This is a genomic window from Chryseobacterium sp. FR054 (assembly GCF_056844565.1).
The window spans coordinates 108,945-129,404 of the sequence record NZ_JBXDSA010000001.1 but is presented as its reverse complement, the minus strand read 5'-3'; the positions used below and the strand labels follow the sequence as shown (position 1 = coordinate 129,404).

Below are 20,460 nucleotides of genomic sequence, written 5' to 3'. Positions count from 1 at the left end.
TTAATTGCTTATATATCCGGCTTTAAGGATCTTCATCACTTCTGTTTTAGCTCTTTCATCCGGCAGATTCTCCATAATTACGATCAGTAAAGCAGCAGCTTCTCTCTGTTCTTCCCTGCTCTTAAAATATTCATTAAATATCCTGAACGTCTCCATAGCTGTTTCATCATCTTCTACCCGTGGAGGAAGTCCGCTGTCAGTATCATTTTTTTTGCTGATAACACCTTTGAACAGTCCGGCGATCATATCCAGCTTTTTGAGATCTGCTTTTCGGCTGTTCTGAAAATAATCCTCCAGGAAAAGCCGGAGTGAGCTGAGGTAATATATTTCTTTAGCCTTTTGATTTTCACCGGAACGTACCAGATGCTCAGATTGTCTGAAAGCCGACGGGTAATCCTTTAAAGCATAGTAGGTAAACTGCATCTGCTCTCCGGCGGTAGGATTATCGATCCAGATTTTAAAGATTTTTGCACATGTACCGGCAGAAAAGCTGTATTTACTGCAGATATTGTCAGGCTGTGCAAAGCCTTTCATGATATTTTCCCTGGAAACTTTTGTCCCGGATTTTCCGATTATCTTTTTTATCTCTGCAATTACTGTATCAATCTTTTTTTCATCTGTTTCGGCAGCAACATTAAAAAGGGATGCATAAAGAAAATAATTGGCCTCGGTTTCTGTATCCAGAGTTACAAATTCATCGCGGGGATCATATTCACTGAAGAAACGCCTGTAACTGTCTGCCGCTTCTCTGTATCGTTTTGTATGGTAATAGCACCTGCCGTATAACGTCTGGTATGCAATATGAAGGTTGTCTTTTCCGGCCTTATCCATCAGCTTGAGGCATTCCTCATATTTCCCGGCGTTCTGAGCCATAGAGGCGGCATTCCAGAGGTTATTATTATCCAGCTGATAAGCTTTTAAGGCATTTTCATAGGCTTTTTCACGGTTCCCGGTATGATCATAACTTGCTGAAAGATTGGAATAGTAAAGCCCCATGTTGGTCTTATCACCCGGAGGGCAGTATAATGTTGCCAGACGGAATTTATCCCGGGCCTTTTCATATTTTCCCTGCTGAAAATAACTTAAACCACACTGATTGAGAAGGTAGGTATTCTTATAATCATCTTTCAGCAATTTCTCACAGAATGCGGCTGCTTCTTCATATTTTTTACTGTCATAAAGCTCACGGGCTCTCTCCATCTGAACTTCGGAAGCTGCCTGTGCAGCTGCCGGATGATTCACCAGGGTGACAAGAATAAAAAAGATATATTTTGTGACGGATTGTAATTTCATTTTTAACTGGCTTCATTAGCATTAACCCCGGAATTGTACAATTCCGGGGTTAAAAATATAAAAGTATTGATAACAGAACAGACCTGATTTACAATCCGTCCTGAATTATTTACAATCCGTAAACTAAGGGTATACCACAGGGATTAATAAGGTTACCATAGTTCCGCTGCCGGCATTTTTGGATATATTCACGCTGGCTTTTTTACCCAGCAGCTGCATTCTTTCCCTGCTGATCGTTCCTGATAATGAGCGGTGGGAAGTATCTGCCTGATGCGCCTGGCTTCGTCCGGTATCGGTAACGGTTACCTGTAAAATGTCTTCGTCCAGTTTAAAGGTCACTTCAATATTTCCGGTATGGGAATCCAGATTAATTCCGTGAAGAATTGCATTTTCCACATAAGGCTGTATGAGCATCGGTGGCAGCATGGCAGCCCCGGGATCCTGTTCGTCCGGTTGAGTGATATGATAGGTAAAAGCATTATCATAACGCATCTGCTGCAGACAAAGGTAATTTTCCAGGGTTTCAATTTCTTCATTCAGAGGGACAAGATTTTCCCGGCTCAGCTCCAGGCTGCTTCGGAGAAGACGGCTGAAGCGGTTAAGATACTTAATGGCATCTTCTTTTTTATCCAGCCTTACAAAACTCTGTACAGCAGATAAGGTATTAAAGATAAAATGAGGTTCCATCTGGGTACGGAGTAATTGCTGCTGAAGCAGGAGCTTTTCTTTTTCCTGGCTTGTACGGCGCTGGCGGAAGCTGTAATATAAAAACAGCAGTACAATACCCAAAAGAACAGTTCCCAGTACGGAAATAATAAGCCATAACTGGTTCTGCTCAAGTTCTAGCCTGTTGATCTGAATATTTTCGTTCAGAGTGCGAATGGAACGGTCTTTGGTCTGAAGCTGGTAAAGCGCGCTCATTTCAGCAACCGCCTGAGTGTTTTCTGTTTCGTAGATTTCTTCTTTAAGTTTTGAAGCCTCTTTCATCAGATCGATCGCCTCATCAGGTTTTCCCTGTAAATGATACAACCCGGCAAGGCTGTTCAGGTATAATGCCTCATTAAATTTAAAGATCAGTTTGGCGTGCTGTTCCTTCAGTTTTTTGGTTTTTTTCAGAAACTCCTGAGCTTTTTCCGGCTGCTTAAGTGCAATATAAGTGGATGCAATATCACTGTAATCTACGAAAAGATTATTGACTTCAACGGCTAATGTCTTTTCATGGTAATGACCTTCGTCATTCTTTGCTTTCAGGAGCTGGTAATGAAGGAGGGAGTCCTTTTGCTTCTGGGTATCAAAATATTTCATTTTGGCATCATACAGATAGCTGATATCATACTGATCAGGACTTTGCGCATGAAGTGCTTCCAGATCGCGGAGATAAGGTTTAATGCTGTCTGCCGGTTTATGCAGGGTACTGAGCGTAAATATCATCTGTACCAAAACCCGTTGCTTATTGATATGGCCTTTGGGCAGTGAAACCGTCCAGGGCATAGCAGCACGGTTCATTTTTTCGGCAAGATTATACTGATAGGCACTCAGATTACTCTGTGCTGCCGAAAGCAGAATTGCTGAACGGGCTTCATCGGTAAGATGAACAGTGGTATCTGAAACAATAGCTGCTGCTTTGTTGTAGTAATAGCCTGACTCCCGTTGTTTGGCTTCCATACTCCGGATATTCCCTATCCCGTTGTATATAAGCGTCTTGTACTGAAGGTTTCCGGAAGTAGGCTCTATAAGTTCCAGTGCCTGCTCTATAAAATAACGGGCAGAATCCTTACCACGCATAGCATACAGTCTGGCCATATTATACTTTACAATGGCAGACATGGTAGTGTCTTTTACTACCACAGGATCTTTGTCATATTTGCGCCATAAGGCAACCAAAGAATCTGCATTTTTAGGTTGTATGGGTGCTTTTTCCAATGCATAGATCTGTTTCAGCAGAGCAGAATCTTCTTTGGGAGCATTCTTTTTTTTACTGCATCCTGAAGCCAGCAAAGCGGCTGTTACAAGGCAGGTTATCCGAAATATAGGTTTCATTTATTTATTCAAAAGCTGGGTTAAAATGGCATTCTTGCGTCTCAGGGAAATAGGAATTTCTTCTTTATTTTTAAGGACAATATATTCTGAACGGTTAAGTCCTGAAATGTACTGGCGGTTGACCAGATAAGACTGATGGGTACGCAGAAAATGCGGTGCGGGTAAAAGCTCTTCGTAATATTTAAGCGGTTTGGAGATAAGTTCTTTGGTTCCGTTATTCAGGAAGAAAAAGGTATAGGGTCCATCGCCTTTGCAGTAAACAATATCCTGAACTTTAATGATCTGCGTACTGTGAACGGTATTAAGGGCAATACTTTCAGGAACGTCTGAAACTCCCATAGACTGTTGGGTCAGCATAAGCTGCTGCATCCACTGCGGGTTGTTTTCACTTCTCCGGCGGTATCTTCCCAAAGATTCTCTCAGTTCGCCCTGGTCAACAGGTTTCAGAAGATAATCCAGAGCTCCGTATTTAATGGCTTTGATCGCAAAATGATTATAAGCTGTAACAAATATGATATTCTGGGGGATTGGGTTGAGCTGTTTCAGAAGGTCAAAAGCCGTCCCGTCCCGAAGCTGAATATCCATCAGGATAACATCGGGCTGTTTTTCCTGAATGAGTTGTATGGCGGTCTGTACACTATCGCTCCATCCGATAATTTCCGTATCGGGTTCCTGCTGGATAAGAAAGCTTATTTCTTTGCGTACTGCCGGTTCATCTTCTATGATCGCAATGCTTATCATTTCTACATTTTTTAGCACGGTAAAAATAATGATTGTAAACTAAGAAATCAGATACATTTACAATTCGCTGCTAATTTTTTATAAAACGTGATCAAATAAAGCCGCTAATGTCTGAAAATCATCTTTTTAAGAACAGTATTTTCAGGATGTTTTTTTCTATTCTTTGTTTTTATTCATTCATTTTTTATGAATTACAAAGAAAACCGGAGCAAAACCAGGACCTTCATGAACTGAAACCTCTGATTTTCCTCCGGATCCCATGATTTATCCTGCGGGATTATTTTTAAAAAACAAAAAGATGATCTGCCTGTTCCAGTACATTAAGTATGCCCGTATAGACAAGCTCCAGTTCCTCTGAAGTAATGCAATACGGAGGAACCATATACATAATATTTCCCAACGGACGCAAAATGATCCCATGCTCCAGAAATCTGTCATACAGAACCTTCCCTATTTCATTGAAGTAGGAAGTACTTCCATTGGTTTTGAGTTCAAAAGCAAGAATAGTCCCGGTCTGCCGTACCTTTTCAACGTTACGGTGGCTCTTAAGAACTGATGAAAATTCTGAATGCTGCCGGCATATGCGGTTTATAGCAGCCTGAGTCTCTGCGCTCAGAAGCAGCTCCATACTTGCCAGAGCGGCAGTACAGGCCAAAGGATTCGCTGTAAAAGAATGTCCGTGGAACAGGGTTTTGTATTTATCATCAGACAGAAATGCATTGAAAACATCCTCGGAACATGATGTAATTCCCATAGGCATAGTTCCCCCTGTAAGTCCTTTTGAAAAGCACATGATGTCCGGCATTTCAGACAGATGGTCTGCTGCAAAAAGCTTTCCGGTTCTTCCAAACCCAGTAAATACTTCATCCTGGATCATTAAAATTCCTGATTTTCTGCAGTAATTCATCAGTTCACTAAGATCTTCAGCATTATACATCAGCATTCCCGCGGCTCCTTGTACCAGAGGTTCATAAATAAAGCAGGCCGTTTCAGATGCAATATCTTTAATCCGGGCTTTTAAATCATCAAGATTTTCACGGGTCGGGGTATCTATAAAGATCACTTCGAAGAGCATATTTCCGAAAGGCCGGGTCCATGCACTTCTCCCGCTCACAGACATCGCTCCGAAAGTATCTCCGTGATATGCGTTTCTGAATGCGAGAATTTTTGTCTTTTCCTCTCCTTTGTTCCAGGCGTACTGAACACACATTTTCAGTGCCGCTTCCACAGCCGTGGAACCGTTATCTGAATAGAAAATCTTTTCCTGATTTCCGGGAAGTAATTTTAAAAGGTTCTCTGACAGCCTGACTGCCGGCTCGTGGGTGAAACCTGCAAAAATAACCTGCTCCAGGGTATTCAGCTGGCGGAATACCTGTTCAGCAATATACGGATGGGCATGGCCGTGTAAAGTTACCCACCATGATGATACGGCATCAATATATTGTTTTCCTTTGTCATCATAGAGATAGACTCCTTTCCCGTTCACAATGGGAATCGCATCCCCGGCTGTCTTCATCTGGGTATAGGGATGCCAGTTCACCGCCCGGTCTCTTTCCCCGAGACCTGGTATTGATGTATTCATGTACAAAATGTATATTTATAATTTGGAAAGAAAACAACCGGTAATCTTTTAAACAGTATCCGGTTGTTTTCACTCTGTATCCGGTAAGACTGGTTTATTATATTACATCAAGGCTGACAGTAATTTTTTAATCAGTTTCAGAAGAATGATAACCAGAAGCCAGAAATTCATATCTTTTATTTTTAACAGGATTAACAGCAGGTTTCTGTTTTTTTACCTGATTTCATAGGTTTAAGCCCCAGGGTCTCCAGCATCTGCATATCTTCCGACACCCCCGGATTAGGTGTTACCAGAAGGGTTTCTCTTTCTCCTGTGAATATGGAATTGGCCCCTGCCATAAAACACCATGCCTGTTCAGTTTCAGTCATTTCAATTCTTCCGGCGCTTAGTCTCACCATAGACGAAGGCATTACAATTCTTGCGGTAGCAATCATTCTTACCATTTCCCAGGAATCTACTTTTTCATTATTTTCAAGGGGAGTCCCTTCCACTCTTGCCAGTGCATTGATAGGCACAGATTCCGGGTGTTTAGGCATTGTAGCTAAAGTCAGTAACATTGAAATCCGGTCACCATGAGTTTCTCCCAATCCGATAATTCCTCCTGAACAAACCGTAATACCGGCTTTTCTTACATTGCTGATCGTATTGATCCTGTTATCAAAAGTTCTGGTAGAAATGATCTCTTCGTAATACTGTTCCGAAGTATCCAGATTATGATTATAGGCATACAGCCCTGCTTCCTGAAGGCGTACGGCCTGTTCTTCGGTAAGCATTCCCAGGGTACAGCATACTTCCATTCCCAGTTCATTGACCCCTTTTACCATATCGATAACCCTGTCGAAATCCCTGTTATTCCTCACTTCACGCCATGCTGCGGCCATACAGAAACGGGAAGATCCGCTGTCTTTTGCTTTCTGGGCATGAGCGATTACGGTTTCGGTAGGCAGCAGTGCCTGTACTTTGATATTGGTGTGATAGCGGGCTGCCTGTCCGCAGTAAGAGCAATCTTCCGGACATCCCCCTGTTTTGATCGATAACAGCGTGGAAACCTGCACTTCTGAAGGATCATGCCATTCACGGTGTATGGTGGCTGCCCTGTAAATAAGTTCCAACAGCGGCAGATGGTAAATATCTTCTATTTCTTTTTTGGTCCAGTTATTTCTGATTTCAGTTTTTTTATCCATTATCATAAATTTGTTATTGTTAATTGTTCTGCGACAGCTTTAATGCTGTCTTTTGTGGGCTGTCCGATCTCAGGAATCCTGATGATCTTTGTTTCTGTTTTAATAAATCCGGCAATCACCCGTTCGGTATCAGGAGGAAAAGGTCCGTTGAAAATGAGATATTCCACCTTTATTCCTTTCTGATGAAGCGCCATAACGGAAAGTAAGGTATGATTGATGCATCCTAAATAATTTCTGACGACCAATACAACGGGAATGGCCAGTTTTTCAATCAGATCGATCATCAGCTCATGGTCAGAAAGGGGAACCATCAGTCCTCCTGCACCTTCCACGATCAGGCTGTTATCTGTTTCCGGAAGCTTAAAGTCGTTCACACGGATCTGTACATTTTCTTCCCCTGCGGATTGATGGGGAGAAGCAGCCAGCTTCAGACGGTACGTTTCCGGATGACATTGGGTATTGTCTGTCCATGCTGAAATTTTATGACTGTCTGTACAATCCAGGTCTCCTGACTGAACAGGTTTCCAGTAATCAGCTTTTAAATATTGGGTTAAAACGGCAGAACATATGGTTTTTCCCACTTCTGTTCCGATCCCGGTGATGAATAGTTTCATGTAATCAGGTGAAAAATTTCAAATTTTTGAAGTTGTTTATCTTTTTAAATATTTTTTTTAATAATTTCTGAAAGGTTTATAATTTCCTCTTCCGTATTGAAGCTGTGCAGACATATCCTCAGTCTTTCTGTTCCCATTTTTACGGTGGGACTGTATACTGCGTAGACTGAGAATCCACTTTCTGACAGGGTATCCTGCATGATTTTAAGTCGTTCATTATCAGGTATCAACACTGCCTGAACAGGACTTTTTTCCGAAGAAGGTGTGGTAATAGCCTGCTTCCTGAACAGCTGAATATTCTTCTGAAGTTTTTCCGGTAATTCCGGAGATTCTTTCAAAAAATCATATCCTGTTTTTATAGCGGCCCACTGGAAATCCTGAGCTGCAGTACTGTAAATGAAAGGTGAAGAAAAATTGATCAGATAGGATTTCACCCGGTTATCACATAATACCGCCGCACCGTGGGCTCCCAGAGCTTTTCCGTAAGTAATTACCGTGGCGCAAACCTTTTCCTGAAGCCGGTATTTCCAGATCAGACCATATCCAAATACTCCGAAAGCATGGGCTTCGTCTACAATCAGTGATGCACTGTATTTTTCCGCTAATGCTGCCATCTCCATAAGCGGAGCAAGGTCTCCTTCCATCGAGTACAGACTTTCTGCAGCAATAAAACAATGTGCGTTCTGTTTTTTCAGCAAGTGTTCCAGGTGATTCAGATCATTATGCCTGAATTTCAGCTTCCGGGCATGGGACATTCTGCAGGCATCATGAACCGACCGGTGTATCTGTTCGTCCACAATAATGGTGTCACGACGGTCCGGAAGTGCAGAGAATAAAGCAAGATTGGCGCTGTACCCTGAAGGAAACAATAAAGTAGCGGAAGACTGATGTTCTTCAGCAATATATTCTTCGGTTTCCGATACTATACGGCTGTTTCCGCTGATCAGCCTGGAACCTGTGCTTCCTGAGAGTAGTTCAGGTTTACTGATAACCTGTTCCAGAAGTCTGTTCCGAAGTTCCCTATTTCCTGCGAGCCCCAGATAATCATTAGAATAAAAGTCAATGCCTTCCCTTCGCGTTTTCAGACTTCTTAATATTCCCGATTCCTTCCTTTTGTTAAGGTTTTCCTGAAGCCTGTTAAGCATATTGCAATCTTGATACTTCTTCACTTATTGCGCCTACCCATTGCTCATGAAGCTCTTTTTCCATCATCAGAATATTTTCTGCATGGAACTGCCAGTCTTCAGAAAAACCGTTCAGCTGACTGATCATTTCTTCCAGATGGCCTTCTTCTTCCAGGATAATAGATTTTACCATAATTTTGGAAGATTCCCTGGTAAGAATGTCCTGATAAACGGGATACAATTCATCAGCACGAACTTCTATGGCATAAGTCACAAAAAGGTAAGCAGCATATTTCAATTCTTCTCTGGTAAGCCGGAAAACATTCTGAAGGTAGCGGCAGGCCCTGATGTCTAAAGAGTGAAGATATTGTCTTGTAGCTATTGCAGCGAGCAGTTCATGATCTTCGTAGCCCGGGCAGTATTGCGGATTAATTTTTCCGATCTGTTTTTTCAGATAGTAAGCGTGGCGGTGTTCTTCTGCGGCGTGTTTCAGTTGAATCAGGCTTACAGAGACAGGATGCTCACATTTTGAAATTTTTCTGGCTCCTGCGTTTTCCATAAAAGAAAGGGTGTTGAGCCATCGGGCATGCGTTCTGCCATCCTTTACGATCTTTTCGAGCATACGGTGAAATTCCATAGATTTTTATTTTGAGCCAAAATTAGTATATTGCCGGACCATCAAAAGGTGCCAGTTTTAATATTATGGATAGTCCGGTTAAAATTCCTTATCAAAGCTTTATAGAAATCAACAGACATTCAGAGACTCCGATCTATCTGCAGGTTGCCAATCAGCTGATCAATGCCATCCAGAGAGGATTTCTTCCTTTCGGTACGAAACTGCCCGGAACCAGGCTGTTCAGTGAAATTTTAGAGGTTCACCGGAATACTGCAGTAGCCGTTTATGATGAGCTGTATGCACAGGGATGGGTAGAAAGCCTTCCGAACAAAGGAACTTTCGTTATCGGATCCCCTCATGAAAAACCGGTTGAGGTAAAAAATTTTGAAAAGAACAGCCTTCAGAATTATCCGGAAACCACAGGATTTTCTTTTAAAACATCCAATATTCTGGATAATCCTTTTGAACATTCGGACTGTGAATATATTTTCAACGACGGTATTCCCGACATCAGGCTCACACAGATCGGCCAGCATTCAAGATTTTACAGTTCTATTCTTAAACGGAAATCCAACCAGAAAATGCTCGGCCATTACAATCACGACGGAAGTGAGTTCTTTAAACAGCATTTATCCCATTATCTGAATCTTTCCCGCGGTCTTCCGATCTCCAAAAATAACCTGCTCATCACCCGAAGCACAGAAATGAGTATTTATATTGTTTCACAGATCTTGCTTTCCGAAGGAGATACGGTTCTGATTGGAGCTTTAAGTTACTTCTCGGTGAATATGATCTTCCAGAAATCAGGGGTTGATATTGTATCCCTGCCCATAGATGATGAAGGAATTATCGTAGAAAGCGTAAGGGAAGCCTGTAAAAAACAGCGTATAAGAATGCTGTATCTTACCCCGCATCACCACTATCCTACGACGGTTGCTCTAAGTGCACAGAGAAGGATGGAACTGCTGGAACTGGCCAATGAATACGGCTTTATCATACTGGAAGATGATTATGACTATGAATTTCACTATGATAAAAGCCCTATTCTTCCGCTTGCGAGTGCTGATACAAACGGCATGGTTATTTATATCGGTTCTTTCGGGAAATCTCTTGCTCCGGGATTCAGAACCGGATTTATTGTGGCTCCGGAAAATCTGATGACAGAAATGAGAAAATATCTCGGGATTATAGATCGTCAGGGAGATATTCTGATGGAAAGGGCTTTGGGAGAAATGATTGAGGAAGGAGAAATACACCGCTATCTGAAAAAGTCTTTAAAAGTTTATCAGGAAAGAAGAGATCATTTCGCCTTGTTACTCGATGAACACCTGAAGGGGCTTATTGAATTTCGGAAACCTTCAGGAGGGCTTGCTTTCTGGATGGAATGGAAAGTTCCTGTTAATCTGATGCGGCTAAGCCGAAACTGCGCTCAACACAATCTTTTTATTCCTAAAACACTGCTTTATCAGAACAGAGATCTTACGGCTATGAGAATAGGTTTTGGAAACCTCAATGCTGAAGAAATGGAGAGGGGAATTGAAATTCTTTCGAAGAATGTAAGTGATTTGATGTAAATTCTGATCCCGCTGAATATATGAAAATATTGGCATATTTGTGTTTAAAAAAGGATCCCACAGATCCCACATCTGTACTTAAAAGGGATACTGAAATATAAAAAGCTGAGGTTCAAAAGTTATGTTTTAGTTTAATGCAATTTCATCAACCTCTCTTTCTTTGCTCAAAACTTCGGCATTCATGGATATATTTTTCAGCACAATCACAGCTTTTAATTTATATTTGCAACGATTAAACTAATATTACATGACAAAGTCAATGATGACATCAACCGTAAAAAAAGCAGTTTGTGTGAATCTCTTTTTATTATCGATCGGGATAACTGCACAGGACAAAACTAAAATTCTGGACAGTATCTTTACTTCTCTTTATAATCAAAAAAAATTCAACGGAAATGTACTGATCGCTGATAAGGGTAAACCTATCTTTGAAAAGAGTTACGGGATAGCCGAAGAAGCCACCCAACGGAAACTGGATCCGAAAACAACCTTTGAACTGGCCTCTGTTTCTAAACAGTTTACCGCAATGGGTATCGTTCTTCTGCAGAAACAGGGAAAACTTAATTATGACGATAAGATTTCGAAATATATCCCTGAACTTTCTTTCTATGATAAAATCACGGTAAGAAATCTTCTGAATCATACAAGCGGGCTTCCTGATTATATGGAACTTTTCGAAAAAAACTGGGATGCAAGCCAATTTGCAGTGAATGAGGATATCATCAAAGAATTTGCAAAATACAAACCGGCTCCTGGATTTGAACCCAATCAGAAATATGAATACAGCAATACCGGTTATGCTTTGCTGGGCAGTATTATTGAGAGGGTTTCCAAACAGTCTTTCGGAGATTTTCTGAAAGCCCATATCTTTAAACCCCTCGGAATGGACCATACGCTGGTATACAGGAGCCGTTACAAACCGCAGGCTATCGCCAATTATGCATTAGGCTATGAAGAGGATGCTTCCGGAAAAAAAGTTCTCCTGGACAGCTATGGAAAGGATTTTTACACCTATTATCTGGATGGAATTGTAGGGGACGGTATGGTAAATTCTACCGTTGAAGACCTTTTGAAATGGGACAGAGCTTTATATACGGACAAACTTGTGAATGACAACGATAAAAAGTTAATCTTTAACGAGGTGACAACGGATGACGGCAAACAGAGCGGTTACGGTTTCGGATGGAAAGTAAATAACAGCCCGAAATACGGGAAAATAGCTAACCATTCAGGCGGATGGGCAGGATATGTTACTTATATAGAACGGCATATGGATAACGATAAAACGTTTATTCTGCTTCAGAATAATCTGACCCGGAAAACAGCTATTCCGATAGACGAAATCCGGAAAGTTCTGTATAACGAAAAACTGGAAGTGGAAAGGCCTCTGAAAGCTGCCACACCCACCGATGCACAGCTGAATGCTTATACAGGAATTTACAGCGCTCCTGGTTTCCCTATGAAACTGAAGGTATTTGTACAGGACCATACGCTCTATGTACAGGCAATAGCTGAAGGACAGGGACCGGTAAAGCTGTCTGCTTATGAAAACCATACCTTTAAAAATGAAGATATTGAAATTAAAATGACCTTTAATCCGGAACAGAAAACCATAGATTTCAGCCAGGGAAAATCGCTGAAATTAAAGTTCACAAAAGACAAAGAATAACAGCTGTAAAAAAGCCTTCCGGAACCGGGAGGCTTTTTTATTATTAGAACTGACCGTTAATGTCTGAAAAAATCATTAAACAGAACCAACTGTTCAGACAGTGACCTGCTCCAGTACTGATCGTCATGCCCCCCTAAGGATTCGCTATAAAGATGCTGGATTTTAAGATCCGTAAGCTTTTTATGAAAATTCCTGTTCATTTCAATCATCTGGGTATCTTCTGTACCACAGTCAAAAATGTAGCGTTGTCCGGCAGAAACCATCAGTTTTATTTTACTGTCTGTCAGAAAGTTTTTATTTAATGAAGCCACAGGTCCCAGCACTTTATCTACGCCGTATTTATTGTATCCCGGCCCGAATGATGCCAGATCCAGGGCACCGCAGGAACTCCCCACAATACCGAAGGTTTTATTGTAAACGGTTCCGATATTCACAGCTCCGTAGCCGCCCATGCTCCATCCCAGAATCCCCCGGAATTTCTTTTCCGCTTTTACCGGATAATTTTTATCGATGAACTCTACAAGCTCTTTTCCAATGAAGGTCTGATACTGTGAATCTCTGATAATCGGACTGTCCACATACCAGGAATTGAAATTTCCGTCCGGCAGTACATAAACGGTTTTATTTTCCTGTGCTTTCTTAGCCAGATCCGGAATATCCTGCTTCAGAATCCTGTCCGGATTTCCGCTGTACCCATGAAGAATATAAACTGCCGGATAAGTGGCTCCCTGCTGAGGATCCGGTGTGATAATCACGGTTTTTATTTTCTTATTCATTCCGGAACTGAAAACTTCCTGGTGAATGATTTTCTGGGCAGACACCGCAATGTATGCTGTTGCCACAACGATAAGACTTATTAGCTTTTTCATACGATAAAAATAATTAATTACTGAATAATTTCCTGATACAAAGATGCCCATGATCTCATAAAAAAGCCTCAACATATGTTGAAGCTTTTGTTATTATATTTCTTTTTTTATACGGCTGAGCTGGGTGGGTGTAATCCCCAGATAGGAAGCAATATGATGCTGTTTCAGGCGGCTGTACAAAGATTTATTCTCCAGAAGCTTCAGGTAACGTTCCTTCGCGGTCTGATGTTTTAAAGATATTTCCAGGGGTTCTTTTTTTACCACCCAGTTTTTTTCCAGGTAATGCACATGAAATAATGCCAGATCATGGTATTTTAAAAGCAATTCTCTGTATTCCCGGGCCGGATATCTGATTACCTTGCAGTCTTCCAGAGCAGTAATATTAAAATCGCTCACCCTGTTTTCAACAATTGCCGATGTGGAAGCAACGAAGCTGTTTTCTTCAAAAAAGATCTTATACACAGCACCTCCCTGTTCATCTAAAGTATAATATCCTACCAGCCCGGATTTTATAAAATAATAATACCTGGCGGCCCTTCCTGCCTCCTGCAGAAAATCATTTTTCATGAACCTATCTTCTGTACAGATATTGAGTAATGCTGCTGCTGTTTCTTCGGACAGAGGATAATAGCTATGGATATGTTCTAAAAACTCTTTCAAACCTTACAGAACTTTTTTCATCATCAGATCGGTCTGTTCATCATCTCCCAGCCTGAAAATGTGGGTTCCGAATGTTTCAAAGCCATTCTTTTTATAAAAATTGAGTGCCCTCAGGTTTTCTTCCCAGACTCCTAACCACAGATACTCCTTTCGCAGGTTTTCTGCCATTTCCATAGCTTTATCATAGAGTAACTGTCCTGCTTTTCTGCCATGATGGCTTTTTTTCACATAGATCCGTTCAATTTCCAGAGCATCACCATTCTGGGGTTCCGTCTGTGCAGGGCCGGAGTTCAGTTTAAGATAACCTACCGGATCATCATTCTCCCAGGCAAGGAAGAAATAAGAATCCGGATTATTCAGTTCAGATTTTATTTTTTCTATGCTGAAACTATCTTCCAGGTACTGCTTCATTGCTTCATCAGAATTGCTGTCGGAAAAAGTTTCGGAAAAGGTCTGTCTGCCAATGGTCTGTACTATTTCAAGATCTTCAGCAGTCGCTTTTTTGATTATAATTTGGATCATTTTTAAGTTTTTAAGAACCTGTTTAAATTGCTAATTTGATTTTTGTACCATTGAAATCTTAATATCAATCACATTCTTTGAGTATTTTTTGATTAAAAATATAATTTGCTGAACATTATTTTTTTTAAATGCAAAGGATTTTATTCTTAAAACCGTTATTTTAAGGGACCAAAGAATAGTAATTCGTCGAAGCGTACGGATAAGCATCCCTTTGCCACTCAGACTAAAGCTGAATTATTGATAAACTTTGCATCATTTTTTTGTAGACCTGAAGAAATGTGAAATAATAAAGAAATAATTTCAAACATGACCCCATTGATTTTCATCAATAAAAATACCTGATAATCAAAAATATAAAAGCGGATAAATACAATTTAAACAGGTTTTAAGATTAAAATAATATTCTCTTAAACGCTTCCGCCGCCAGATGTACCTGTACGCTCCAGTCATCTGCCGCATCGCTTCCGGCATCATCCGAAATATATTTCAGACACAGAAACGGAATATTTTCTTTTTTAGCGATCAGGGCCAACGGGTAGGCTTCCATATCTACAATATTGTAATCGGTTTCAGCATGATTCATTTCAAAACTGTCGCCGCTGCCACAGATACCTTCTTTCAGGCCGTTCATCTTCATTCCGTATTCCAGTACAGGTGGTATTCCGGACAGTGGGGTTTCATATAAACTAAAGCCAAGTCCCCTTACATCCATATCACGCTGAATAAATTTCGTACAGCATACCACTTCACCTTTACCAAAGCTTTGACTTCCTGCCGACCCCAGATTCACAATCAGTTCAGGCTTACGTAAATGGATCTCACGGGTAAGTTCTATGGCCGCATTTACCTTTCCTATCCCGGTTATTAATTTATTTTTTCCTTCAAAAGCTTTTCCCGCTTCTGAATCCAGAGCAAATACAAAAAGGGTTTCTGATAACGGAAAGCGAAATTCGTCGTTAATTTTTATCATAGATATTCAAAAATATTAAATGCTGCATCCGTCTGCATCACATGAAGCCCCTCCCTGTGAAAGATCTTTGAAAGGACTTACCGTTTCCTTATAAGTCTGCTGAAGAGCCTCTTCAAAAACCTGAGGCGGCTGCGCCCCGGATACGGCATATTTCCCGTTCAGAACAAAGAAAGGAACGCTGGAAATTCCATTATTTTTGGCTTCCATAATATCCTGATTCACTTCATAATCGAATTCATCAGAAGTTAAAGCCGGTCTTGCTTCCAGATGATTAATGCCCAGATCTTCAGCCAGGGCAACTAAAGTATCAGCATCCCCCACATTTTTACCGTCAATAAAGTGAGCTTTAAAAAGAGCCTCTTCCATTTCAGAGGAAACCCCGTGTTTTTTAGCCAGATGAAGCAGCCTGTGTGCCATAAAGGTATTGGTGATGAGTGCTTTTTCAAAATCGAAATCTATTCCTGCTCCTTTTCCTGCCTGGGCAACATGACTGATCATCTGTGCAGCCTGTGCTTCAGGAAAACCCTTTTTCTCCTTAAAATATTGAATGGTATTTTGGGTAGACGCAGGATCAAGGGAAGGATCAAGCTGAAAACTCTTCCACTCTACTTCCACTTCATCTTTAAACGGCAGTTTTTCCAGTGCCTGTTCAAAGTTGTGCTTTCCTATATAACAAAACGGACACATTACATCCGACCATATTTCTATTTTCATATTCTGATAAAATTTACTTCTTCAAATTTAACGCATCCTGTCAATGTAACAAAATTTATTACAATATATATTATCGACTGCTGAAACTGATTTTCTCTATTGGTAGCTTGATTTTAACGGTCAGAAGTTTTTACTTTATTACAGAAAAGCACATGGGCAATAATGGCTAAAAGACCAAATAAGGCCCCCACAAAACATACCCCGCTCCATTCCGCATACTGCCACGCCACAGAAGCCAGCCAGGTTCCCAGTGAACCGCCGATAAAATAAGAAACCATATAAACGGTATTCAGCCTGTTGACCGCATTGGATTTTATCAGGAAATAATTGGTCTGGTTCATAATGTGACTCGACTGTACACCGAGGTCCACAAGGATTACCCCCACAATCAGTCCCCAATAAGTTTCTCCTGCAAAATACGTAAAACCCCAGCTTCCCACCACAATGAGAAGAGAATAGAGAATAATACGGTTAATATCCAGATATTTCTGAAGCTTACCGACTTTAGCCGCAGCCAAAGCTCCGACAGCTCCTGCAAGCCCGAAACTTCCCACAACTGAAGACCCAGCATTAAAGGGCGGCTTTTCCATGTGAAATACCAATGTGGTAAATAAAGCACACATAGATCCGAATGCCATCGCTCCCCTGAATGAAGCCAGCTGCAAAATCGGCTGCGTTTTGGCCAGATGGGCAACGGAACCCATGAGCTCTTTGTAAGTTCCTTTGAAATTGGGGTGCAGCTCCGGAAGCATTTTGTAAACAGCAATCCAGACCAGAATCATAAGCCCGGCCGCAATCCCGAACATGGCTCTCCAGCCCCAGATTTCTCCTACAATTCCGCCGATGAAGCGGGAAAGAAGGATTCCCAGAAGCAAACCGGACATCACCGTGCCTATATTGGAAGATTTTTCCTGATCCGATGAAAGTTCTGCTGCAATAGGAACGAACAGCTGCGGAATTACAGAAGTTGCTCCTATCAGAAGGCTTGCGGCATACAGCATCCACAGTTCGTTGGCAAAAGTCATCCACAACAGGGACCCGAATACCAGAACCAGATCAAACAGAATCAGTTTTTTACGGTAAAATTTATCTCCCAGCGGTACAATCAGCAGCAGCCCCAATGCATAACCAATCTGGGTAAGAACGGAAATCCTGCTGGCTGCACTTTCAGAAACCTTCAGATCGTCTGAAATAAGGGCCAGAAGCGGCTGGTTATAATAATTATTAGCGACCACGAGGCCCGAAATAACAGCCATCAGCCAGATTACAGTACGGGAAATACCGTTTGATGAATGTACCTGCATCATAAATTAAAATTTTATGTCAAACCTGGTTATAGAACGAATGGAGGAAGACTGATGATGATGATTCATAGATCAACAGAAATACAGTCTTCTTTTGACGTGCAAAGATAATCAATAAAAAAGAGACCGCTCCGGAAAACGGTCTCTTCTCAATCATTCTATGGTATTTTAATCTTAAAATTTTTCCGGTCAGGAAAACAGGAAGCATTTTTGCATCAGTACAGTTTCTGCGGAATGCCTTAAGACGTTGTGTATTTTTTTAACGGAAAAAGATCTGTTAATATTTTATAAAATCTTTTATATTGATCTTCAGCGTACAAAAAACTGATTGTTTTTACCAATGGCCTGCATTGAGAAAAAAGCTTTCATATCCTGAAAATATTGGGGAAATTTGCATCATGAGAATTATTCCGCTTAAAGAAGGCAATTTTTCGGTCAGCAGAACAAAAGACCTTACCCTTTTAACTGCTGAGAATTCGGGTACGGCAAAAGGGATCAGAATGTCTGTACAGCCGTTTCTGGTTATTACAGCTCAGGATTATATCCTTCTGGATGCCGGCATCGGATGGAAAACACCGGATGGCAGAACCGTAATTTCTGAAATTCTGGAAAAGGAAAACATAAGACCGGAACAGGTGACCAAACTTCTTTTGTCCCACCTTCACAAAGACCATATTGACGGCAGTATACGCCGTACAGAAAACGGATTTGAGCCTGTATTTCCCAATGCACAGATTTTTATCCAGAAACGGGAACTGGATTTCGCCATGAAAAACGTTGATAATCCCTCTTTTGATTTTGATACCCTTCAGAAACTGATTTCGTTACCCAACATAATCTGGATGGATGAAGATAAAGGCAGCATCTCGGATGAAATCTCTTTTGAAGTCGTGGGCGGCCATACCCCTTTTATGCAGGTATTCTGGATCAGGGAAAATAATGAAACGGTATTTTACGGAGCAGATGATCTTCCGCAGGAGTCTTATCTGAAATACCACCTGGCCTATAAAAGCGATTTTGACGGAAGAAAAGCGATGGAATTAAGACTGAAATGGCAGAAGGAAGCGATAGAAAACCGCTGGAAAATACTGCTTTACCATGATCTGGATAAAGCAGTAATCCAAATGTAGCTCCAGACAAGCGTCTAAAGGTCGTTAAACCATTGGTAGATATCGACTTCGGAACGGATATTGAGCTTTTTCCGGAGCCTGTTTTTCCTGTTCTGAATGGCTTTTGGCGTCACAAAAGTATACGTTGCGATTTCTTTAGTGGTAAAGTTGAGCTTCAGATAGATACAGAAAGTCAGTTCAGAATTTTTGAGATTGGGCTGTATGGCTCCTATTTTACTGAAGAAATCCGGATATACCAATCTGAATTTGTTCAGAAGGCGGGGGGAATTTTCTTTAGCGAGCGCTACAATTTCATCCTGTACTAAAATTTTTTGACTTAAATCTTCTAAATCGGGTTCAGGTTTTTTGTTTTTCATAATCGTTTTCTCATCTCTACTTATTTTCTGCCTTCATGTGGTATGGCAGTACAATGCTTCTGTTTCACTTGGCTTCAATAACTGTTTTGTCAGCTTTTTATTGAAGTGCTTTATAATGGTTTTAAAATTTCATATGTCAAAGAATATCATACGGACCGTATCCGGATTTCAGCACTGTTTTAAAGTTTCCGGGAAAGAAAATTTAAAACAAAAACAAAGAAATAAAAAATGATTAGATTTTTCCGGAATTGAAATACCACATACATACCACGTAACTCTGTTGGACCATATAATTACCTTAATTTGAAGTAAAGTTTTTTTAAAATAAGGCTGTTTGTTTTATCAGCAAAGCAAATGTAGAGGATTAAAGTCTTTATTTTTTATGATCATAATCAATATACTGAAGTTTTTTCCCATGAACAGCAGGATTGCCGCAATCACTAAATTATAAAACCGCTGTTTCATGGTATATGAATGGTACCCTTTTTCGGGAAAACTAATGAAAATTGTACTTTCTTTACGACTGTAAAATTTACGATACAGTGATGTTTACCCAGATGATGAAATGAATTATTAAACAGAAGTTTAAAATTTAATCTAAATATATCACACATGATCACTGAAGATTTATTAATTGCCTACGGAGCTACATCTAAAGAATATAAAGCAGAGGATATTATTTTCCATGAGGGAGATGTTCCTCTGTATTACTATCAGATCAGAAGCGGACAGGTGAAACTGAATAACTATTCGGAAGACGGGAAAGAATTTATTCAGAATATATTTTCAGACGGGCACAGCATTGGTGAATCCCTGCTGTTTGTAGACAGGCCTTATCCAATGAATGCTGTTGCTATGGAAGAATGCTGTATTCTGAAACTGCCTAAATCCTGCTTTCTGAATATCCTGAAAGAGAACCCTGAAATCTCACTGAATGTCTATCAGTGTCTGGCTGAGAGAATGTATTACAAATATATTATGCTCTACAACCTTTCGTTCCAGAATCCCATTCTCAAACTGAAACAGCTGATGGATTATCTCAAAAGTTATTATGAAGACAAAACCCGTTATTCATTCCGGATTCCTCTTACCCGCCAGCAGCTGGCTTCCCTCACCGGGCTCCGTGTGGAAACGGTCATAAGAGCGATAAAGAATATGGAAAAAGACAGTATAGTAAGAATTGAGCGGGGGAAAATATTTTACTGATCCATACAACAGCCGGATCTTTTTTACAAGTTCCGGCTGATATGTAAGAGCCTGTTTAAATTTATAAATTTGATTTTTTTGTATAGAATTCAAATCTTTATCTAAATCATCCTCTTTGAGTATTTTTTGATTAAAAAGGAATATACTGACTGTAAATTTTTCTGACGCAAAGGCCTTGATTTTTGAAACTGCTGATTTTGAGGGTACAAAGGCTGGAATCAACTCCGTTGATTCGAAGAAGCGTATGGATAAATATTCCGCTTCATCAGCGACGAAGCCGCATCACTTTGTC

The 20,460-nt window shown here is 40.7% G+C and carries 19 protein-coding genes; 4 read left to right on the top strand and 15 right to left on the bottom strand.

Translation table 11 applies throughout. From position 1 onward, the window contains the following. From AC106S_RS00625 to AC106S_RS00590, 8 genes are all read right to left on the bottom strand, one after another. Positions 1–1,293, bottom strand: a complete 1,293-nt coding sequence (locus tag AC106S_RS00625; protein WP_482437195.1) for a tetratricopeptide repeat protein — start codon at positions 1,291–1,293, stop codon at positions 1–3. A gap of 123 nt (positions 1,294–1,416) precedes the next feature. Next, positions 1,417–3,333 carry a histidine kinase gene (locus tag AC106S_RS00620; protein WP_482437194.1) on the bottom strand — a complete coding sequence of 639 codons (1,917 nt, stop codon included), beginning with the start codon at positions 3,331–3,333 and terminating at the stop codon, positions 1,417–1,419. Beyond that, entirely contained in the window at positions 3,334–4,074 is a 741-nt protein-coding gene (locus AC106S_RS00615; protein WP_482437193.1) for a LytR/AlgR family response regulator transcription factor, read from the bottom strand. Between the two features lie 283 nt (positions 4,075–4,357). After that, positions 4,358–5,656, bottom strand: coding sequence for an adenosylmethionine--8-amino-7-oxononanoate transaminase (gene bioA / locus AC106S_RS00610; protein ID WP_482437192.1), 1,299 nt, complete (start codon positions 5,654–5,656; stop codon positions 4,358–4,360). 191 nt (positions 5,657–5,847) lie between these two features. Beyond that, entirely contained in the window at positions 5,848–6,840 is a 993-nt protein-coding gene (gene bioB / locus AC106S_RS00605) for a biotin synthase BioB (RefSeq protein ID WP_482437191.1), read from the bottom strand. A 2-nt stretch (positions 6,841–6,842) separates the two neighbouring features. Beyond that, positions 6,843–7,454: a dethiobiotin synthase gene (gene bioD / locus AC106S_RS00600; protein ID WP_482437190.1), complete on the bottom strand. Its 612-nt coding sequence runs from the start codon at positions 7,452–7,454 to the stop codon at positions 6,843–6,845. A 44-nt stretch (positions 7,455–7,498) separates the two neighbouring features. Beyond that, positions 7,499–8,623 (bottom strand): aminotransferase class I/II-fold pyridoxal phosphate-dependent enzyme, encoded by a 1,125-nt coding sequence (locus tag AC106S_RS00595; protein WP_482437189.1) that lies wholly within the window; start codon positions 8,621–8,623, stop codon positions 7,499–7,501. After that, positions 8,592–9,215 carry a hypothetical protein gene (locus AC106S_RS00590; protein WP_482437188.1) on the bottom strand — a complete coding sequence of 208 codons (624 nt, stop codon included), beginning with the start codon at positions 9,213–9,215 and terminating at the stop codon, positions 8,592–8,594. The genes AC106S_RS00595 and AC106S_RS00590 overlap by 32 nt, the downstream gene beginning before the upstream one ends. Before the next feature lie 65 nt (positions 9,216–9,280). Between AC106S_RS00590 and AC106S_RS00585 the strand changes: the two genes are divergently transcribed. Together AC106S_RS00585 and AC106S_RS00580 are read left to right on the top strand one after the other, a co-directional pair. Then, positions 9,281–10,768 carry an aminotransferase-like domain-containing protein gene (locus AC106S_RS00585; protein ID WP_482437187.1) on the top strand — a complete coding sequence of 496 codons (1,488 nt, stop codon included), beginning with the start codon at positions 9,281–9,283 and terminating at the stop codon, positions 10,766–10,768. A gap of 247 nt (positions 10,769–11,015) precedes the next feature. Then, entirely contained in the window at positions 11,016–12,437 is a 1,422-nt protein-coding gene (locus tag AC106S_RS00580; protein WP_482437186.1) for a serine hydrolase domain-containing protein, read from the top strand. 56 nt (positions 12,438–12,493) lie between these two features. On the opposite strand, the gene AC106S_RS00575 is transcribed toward AC106S_RS00580, so the two are convergent. The 6 genes from AC106S_RS00575 to AC106S_RS00550 form a co-directional block, all read right to left on the bottom strand. After that, positions 12,494–13,306 (bottom strand): alpha/beta hydrolase, encoded by an 813-nt coding sequence (locus AC106S_RS00575; protein WP_482437185.1) that lies wholly within the window; start codon positions 13,304–13,306, stop codon positions 12,494–12,496. Positions 13,307–13,399: 93 nt separating this feature from the next. Further along, the gene (locus AC106S_RS00570; RefSeq protein WP_482437184.1) at positions 13,400–13,966 is read right to left on the bottom strand and encodes a Crp/Fnr family transcriptional regulator; all 567 of its coding nucleotides are present in this window, start codon (positions 13,964–13,966) and stop codon (positions 13,400–13,402) included. Between the two features lie 3 nt (positions 13,967–13,969). Continuing rightward, on the bottom strand, positions 13,970–14,488 hold the full coding sequence (locus AC106S_RS00565; RefSeq protein WP_482437183.1) for a GNAT family N-acetyltransferase: 519 nt from the start codon (positions 14,486–14,488) through the stop codon (positions 13,970–13,972). Between the two features lie 391 nt (positions 14,489–14,879). Beyond that, complete coding sequence (locus AC106S_RS00560) at positions 14,880–15,458, bottom strand: 5'-methylthioadenosine/S-adenosylhomocysteine nucleosidase family protein (protein WP_482437182.1); 579 nt, start codon at positions 15,456–15,458, stop codon at positions 14,880–14,882. Positions 15,459–15,473: 15 nt separating this feature from the next. Continuing rightward, positions 15,474–16,172: a DsbA family oxidoreductase gene (locus AC106S_RS00555; protein WP_482437181.1), complete on the bottom strand. Its 699-nt coding sequence runs from the start codon at positions 16,170–16,172 to the stop codon at positions 15,474–15,476. 113 nt (positions 16,173–16,285) lie between these two features. Then, positions 16,286–17,479 carry an MFS transporter gene (locus AC106S_RS00550; RefSeq protein ID WP_482437180.1) on the bottom strand — a complete coding sequence of 398 codons (1,194 nt, stop codon included), beginning with the start codon at positions 17,477–17,479 and terminating at the stop codon, positions 16,286–16,288. A gap of 395 nt (positions 17,480–17,874) precedes the next feature. Here AC106S_RS00550 and AC106S_RS00545 point away from each other — a divergent pair, with 395 nt between their 5' ends. Then, a complete protein-coding gene (locus tag AC106S_RS00545) occupies positions 17,875–18,606 on the top strand; it encodes an MBL fold metallo-hydrolase (protein WP_482437179.1) in 732 nt (243 codons plus the stop codon). A gap of 14 nt (positions 18,607–18,620) precedes the next feature. Here the strand turns inward: AC106S_RS00545 and AC106S_RS00540 are convergent, their stop codons facing one another. Then, the gene (locus AC106S_RS00540; protein ID WP_482437178.1) at positions 18,621–18,962 is read right to left on the bottom strand and encodes a helix-turn-helix transcriptional regulator; all 342 of its coding nucleotides are present in this window, start codon (positions 18,960–18,962) and stop codon (positions 18,621–18,623) included. A gap of 612 nt (positions 18,963–19,574) precedes the next feature. Between AC106S_RS00540 and AC106S_RS00535 the strand changes: the two genes are divergently transcribed. Beyond that, positions 19,575–20,168 (top strand): Crp/Fnr family transcriptional regulator, encoded by a 594-nt coding sequence (locus AC106S_RS00535; protein WP_482437177.1) that lies wholly within the window; start codon positions 19,575–19,577, stop codon positions 20,166–20,168. Positions 20,169–20,460 lie beyond the last annotated feature (292 nt).

What these genes read in the sequence shown, in the direction of transcription:
- AC106S_RS00545 (WP_482437179.1), top strand. Translation starts at nt 17,875, where the DNA reads ATGAGAATTATTCCGCTTAAAGAAGGCAATTTTTCGGTCAGCAGAACA.
- AC106S_RS00590 (WP_482437188.1), bottom strand. Translation starts at nt 9,215, where the DNA reads ATGGAATTTCACCGTATGCTCGAAAAGATCGTAAAGGATGGCAGAACG.
- bioD (WP_482437190.1), bottom strand. Translation starts at nt 7,454, where the DNA reads ATGAAACTATTCATCACCGGGATCGGAACAGAAGTGGGAAAAACCATA.
- AC106S_RS00615 (WP_482437193.1), bottom strand. Translation starts at nt 4,074, where the DNA reads ATGATAAGCATTGCGATCATAGAAGATGAACCGGCAGTACGCAAAGAA.
- AC106S_RS00565 (WP_482437183.1), bottom strand. Translation starts at nt 14,488, where the DNA reads ATGATCCAAATTATAATCAAAAAAGCGACTGCTGAAGATCTTGAAATA.
- AC106S_RS00540 (WP_482437178.1), bottom strand. Translation starts at nt 18,962, where the DNA reads ATGAAAAACAAAAAACCTGAACCCGATTTAGAAGATTTAAGTCAAAAA.
- AC106S_RS00620 (WP_482437194.1), bottom strand. Translation starts at nt 3,333, where the DNA reads ATGAAACCTATATTTCGGATAACCTGCCTTGTAACAGCCGCTTTGCTG.
- AC106S_RS00535 (WP_482437177.1), top strand. Translation starts at nt 19,575, where the DNA reads ATGATCACTGAAGATTTATTAATTGCCTACGGAGCTACATCTAAAGAA.
- AC106S_RS00580 (WP_482437186.1), top strand. Translation starts at nt 11,016, where the DNA reads ATGACAAAGTCAATGATGACATCAACCGTAAAAAAAGCAGTTTGTGTG.
- AC106S_RS00560 (WP_482437182.1), bottom strand. Translation starts at nt 15,458, where the DNA reads ATGATAAAAATTAACGACGAATTTCGCTTTCCGTTATCAGAAACCCTT.
- bioB (WP_482437191.1), bottom strand. Translation starts at nt 6,840, where the DNA reads ATGGATAAAAAAACTGAAATCAGAAATAACTGGACCAAAAAAGAAATA.
- AC106S_RS00550 (WP_482437180.1), bottom strand. Translation starts at nt 17,479, where the DNA reads ATGATGCAGGTACATTCATCAAACGGTATTTCCCGTACTGTAATCTGG.
- AC106S_RS00625 (WP_482437195.1), bottom strand. Translation starts at nt 1,293, where the DNA reads ATGAAATTACAATCCGTCACAAAATATATCTTTTTTATTCTTGTCACC.
- AC106S_RS00575 (WP_482437185.1), bottom strand. Translation starts at nt 13,306, where the DNA reads ATGAAAAAGCTAATAAGTCTTATCGTTGTGGCAACAGCATACATTGCG.
- bioA (WP_482437192.1), bottom strand. Translation starts at nt 5,656, where the DNA reads ATGAATACATCAATACCAGGTCTCGGGGAAAGAGACCGGGCGGTGAAC.
- AC106S_RS00585 (WP_482437187.1), top strand. Translation starts at nt 9,281, where the DNA reads ATGGATAGTCCGGTTAAAATTCCTTATCAAAGCTTTATAGAAATCAAC.
- AC106S_RS00555 (WP_482437181.1), bottom strand. Translation starts at nt 16,172, where the DNA reads ATGAAAATAGAAATATGGTCGGATGTAATGTGTCCGTTTTGTTATATA.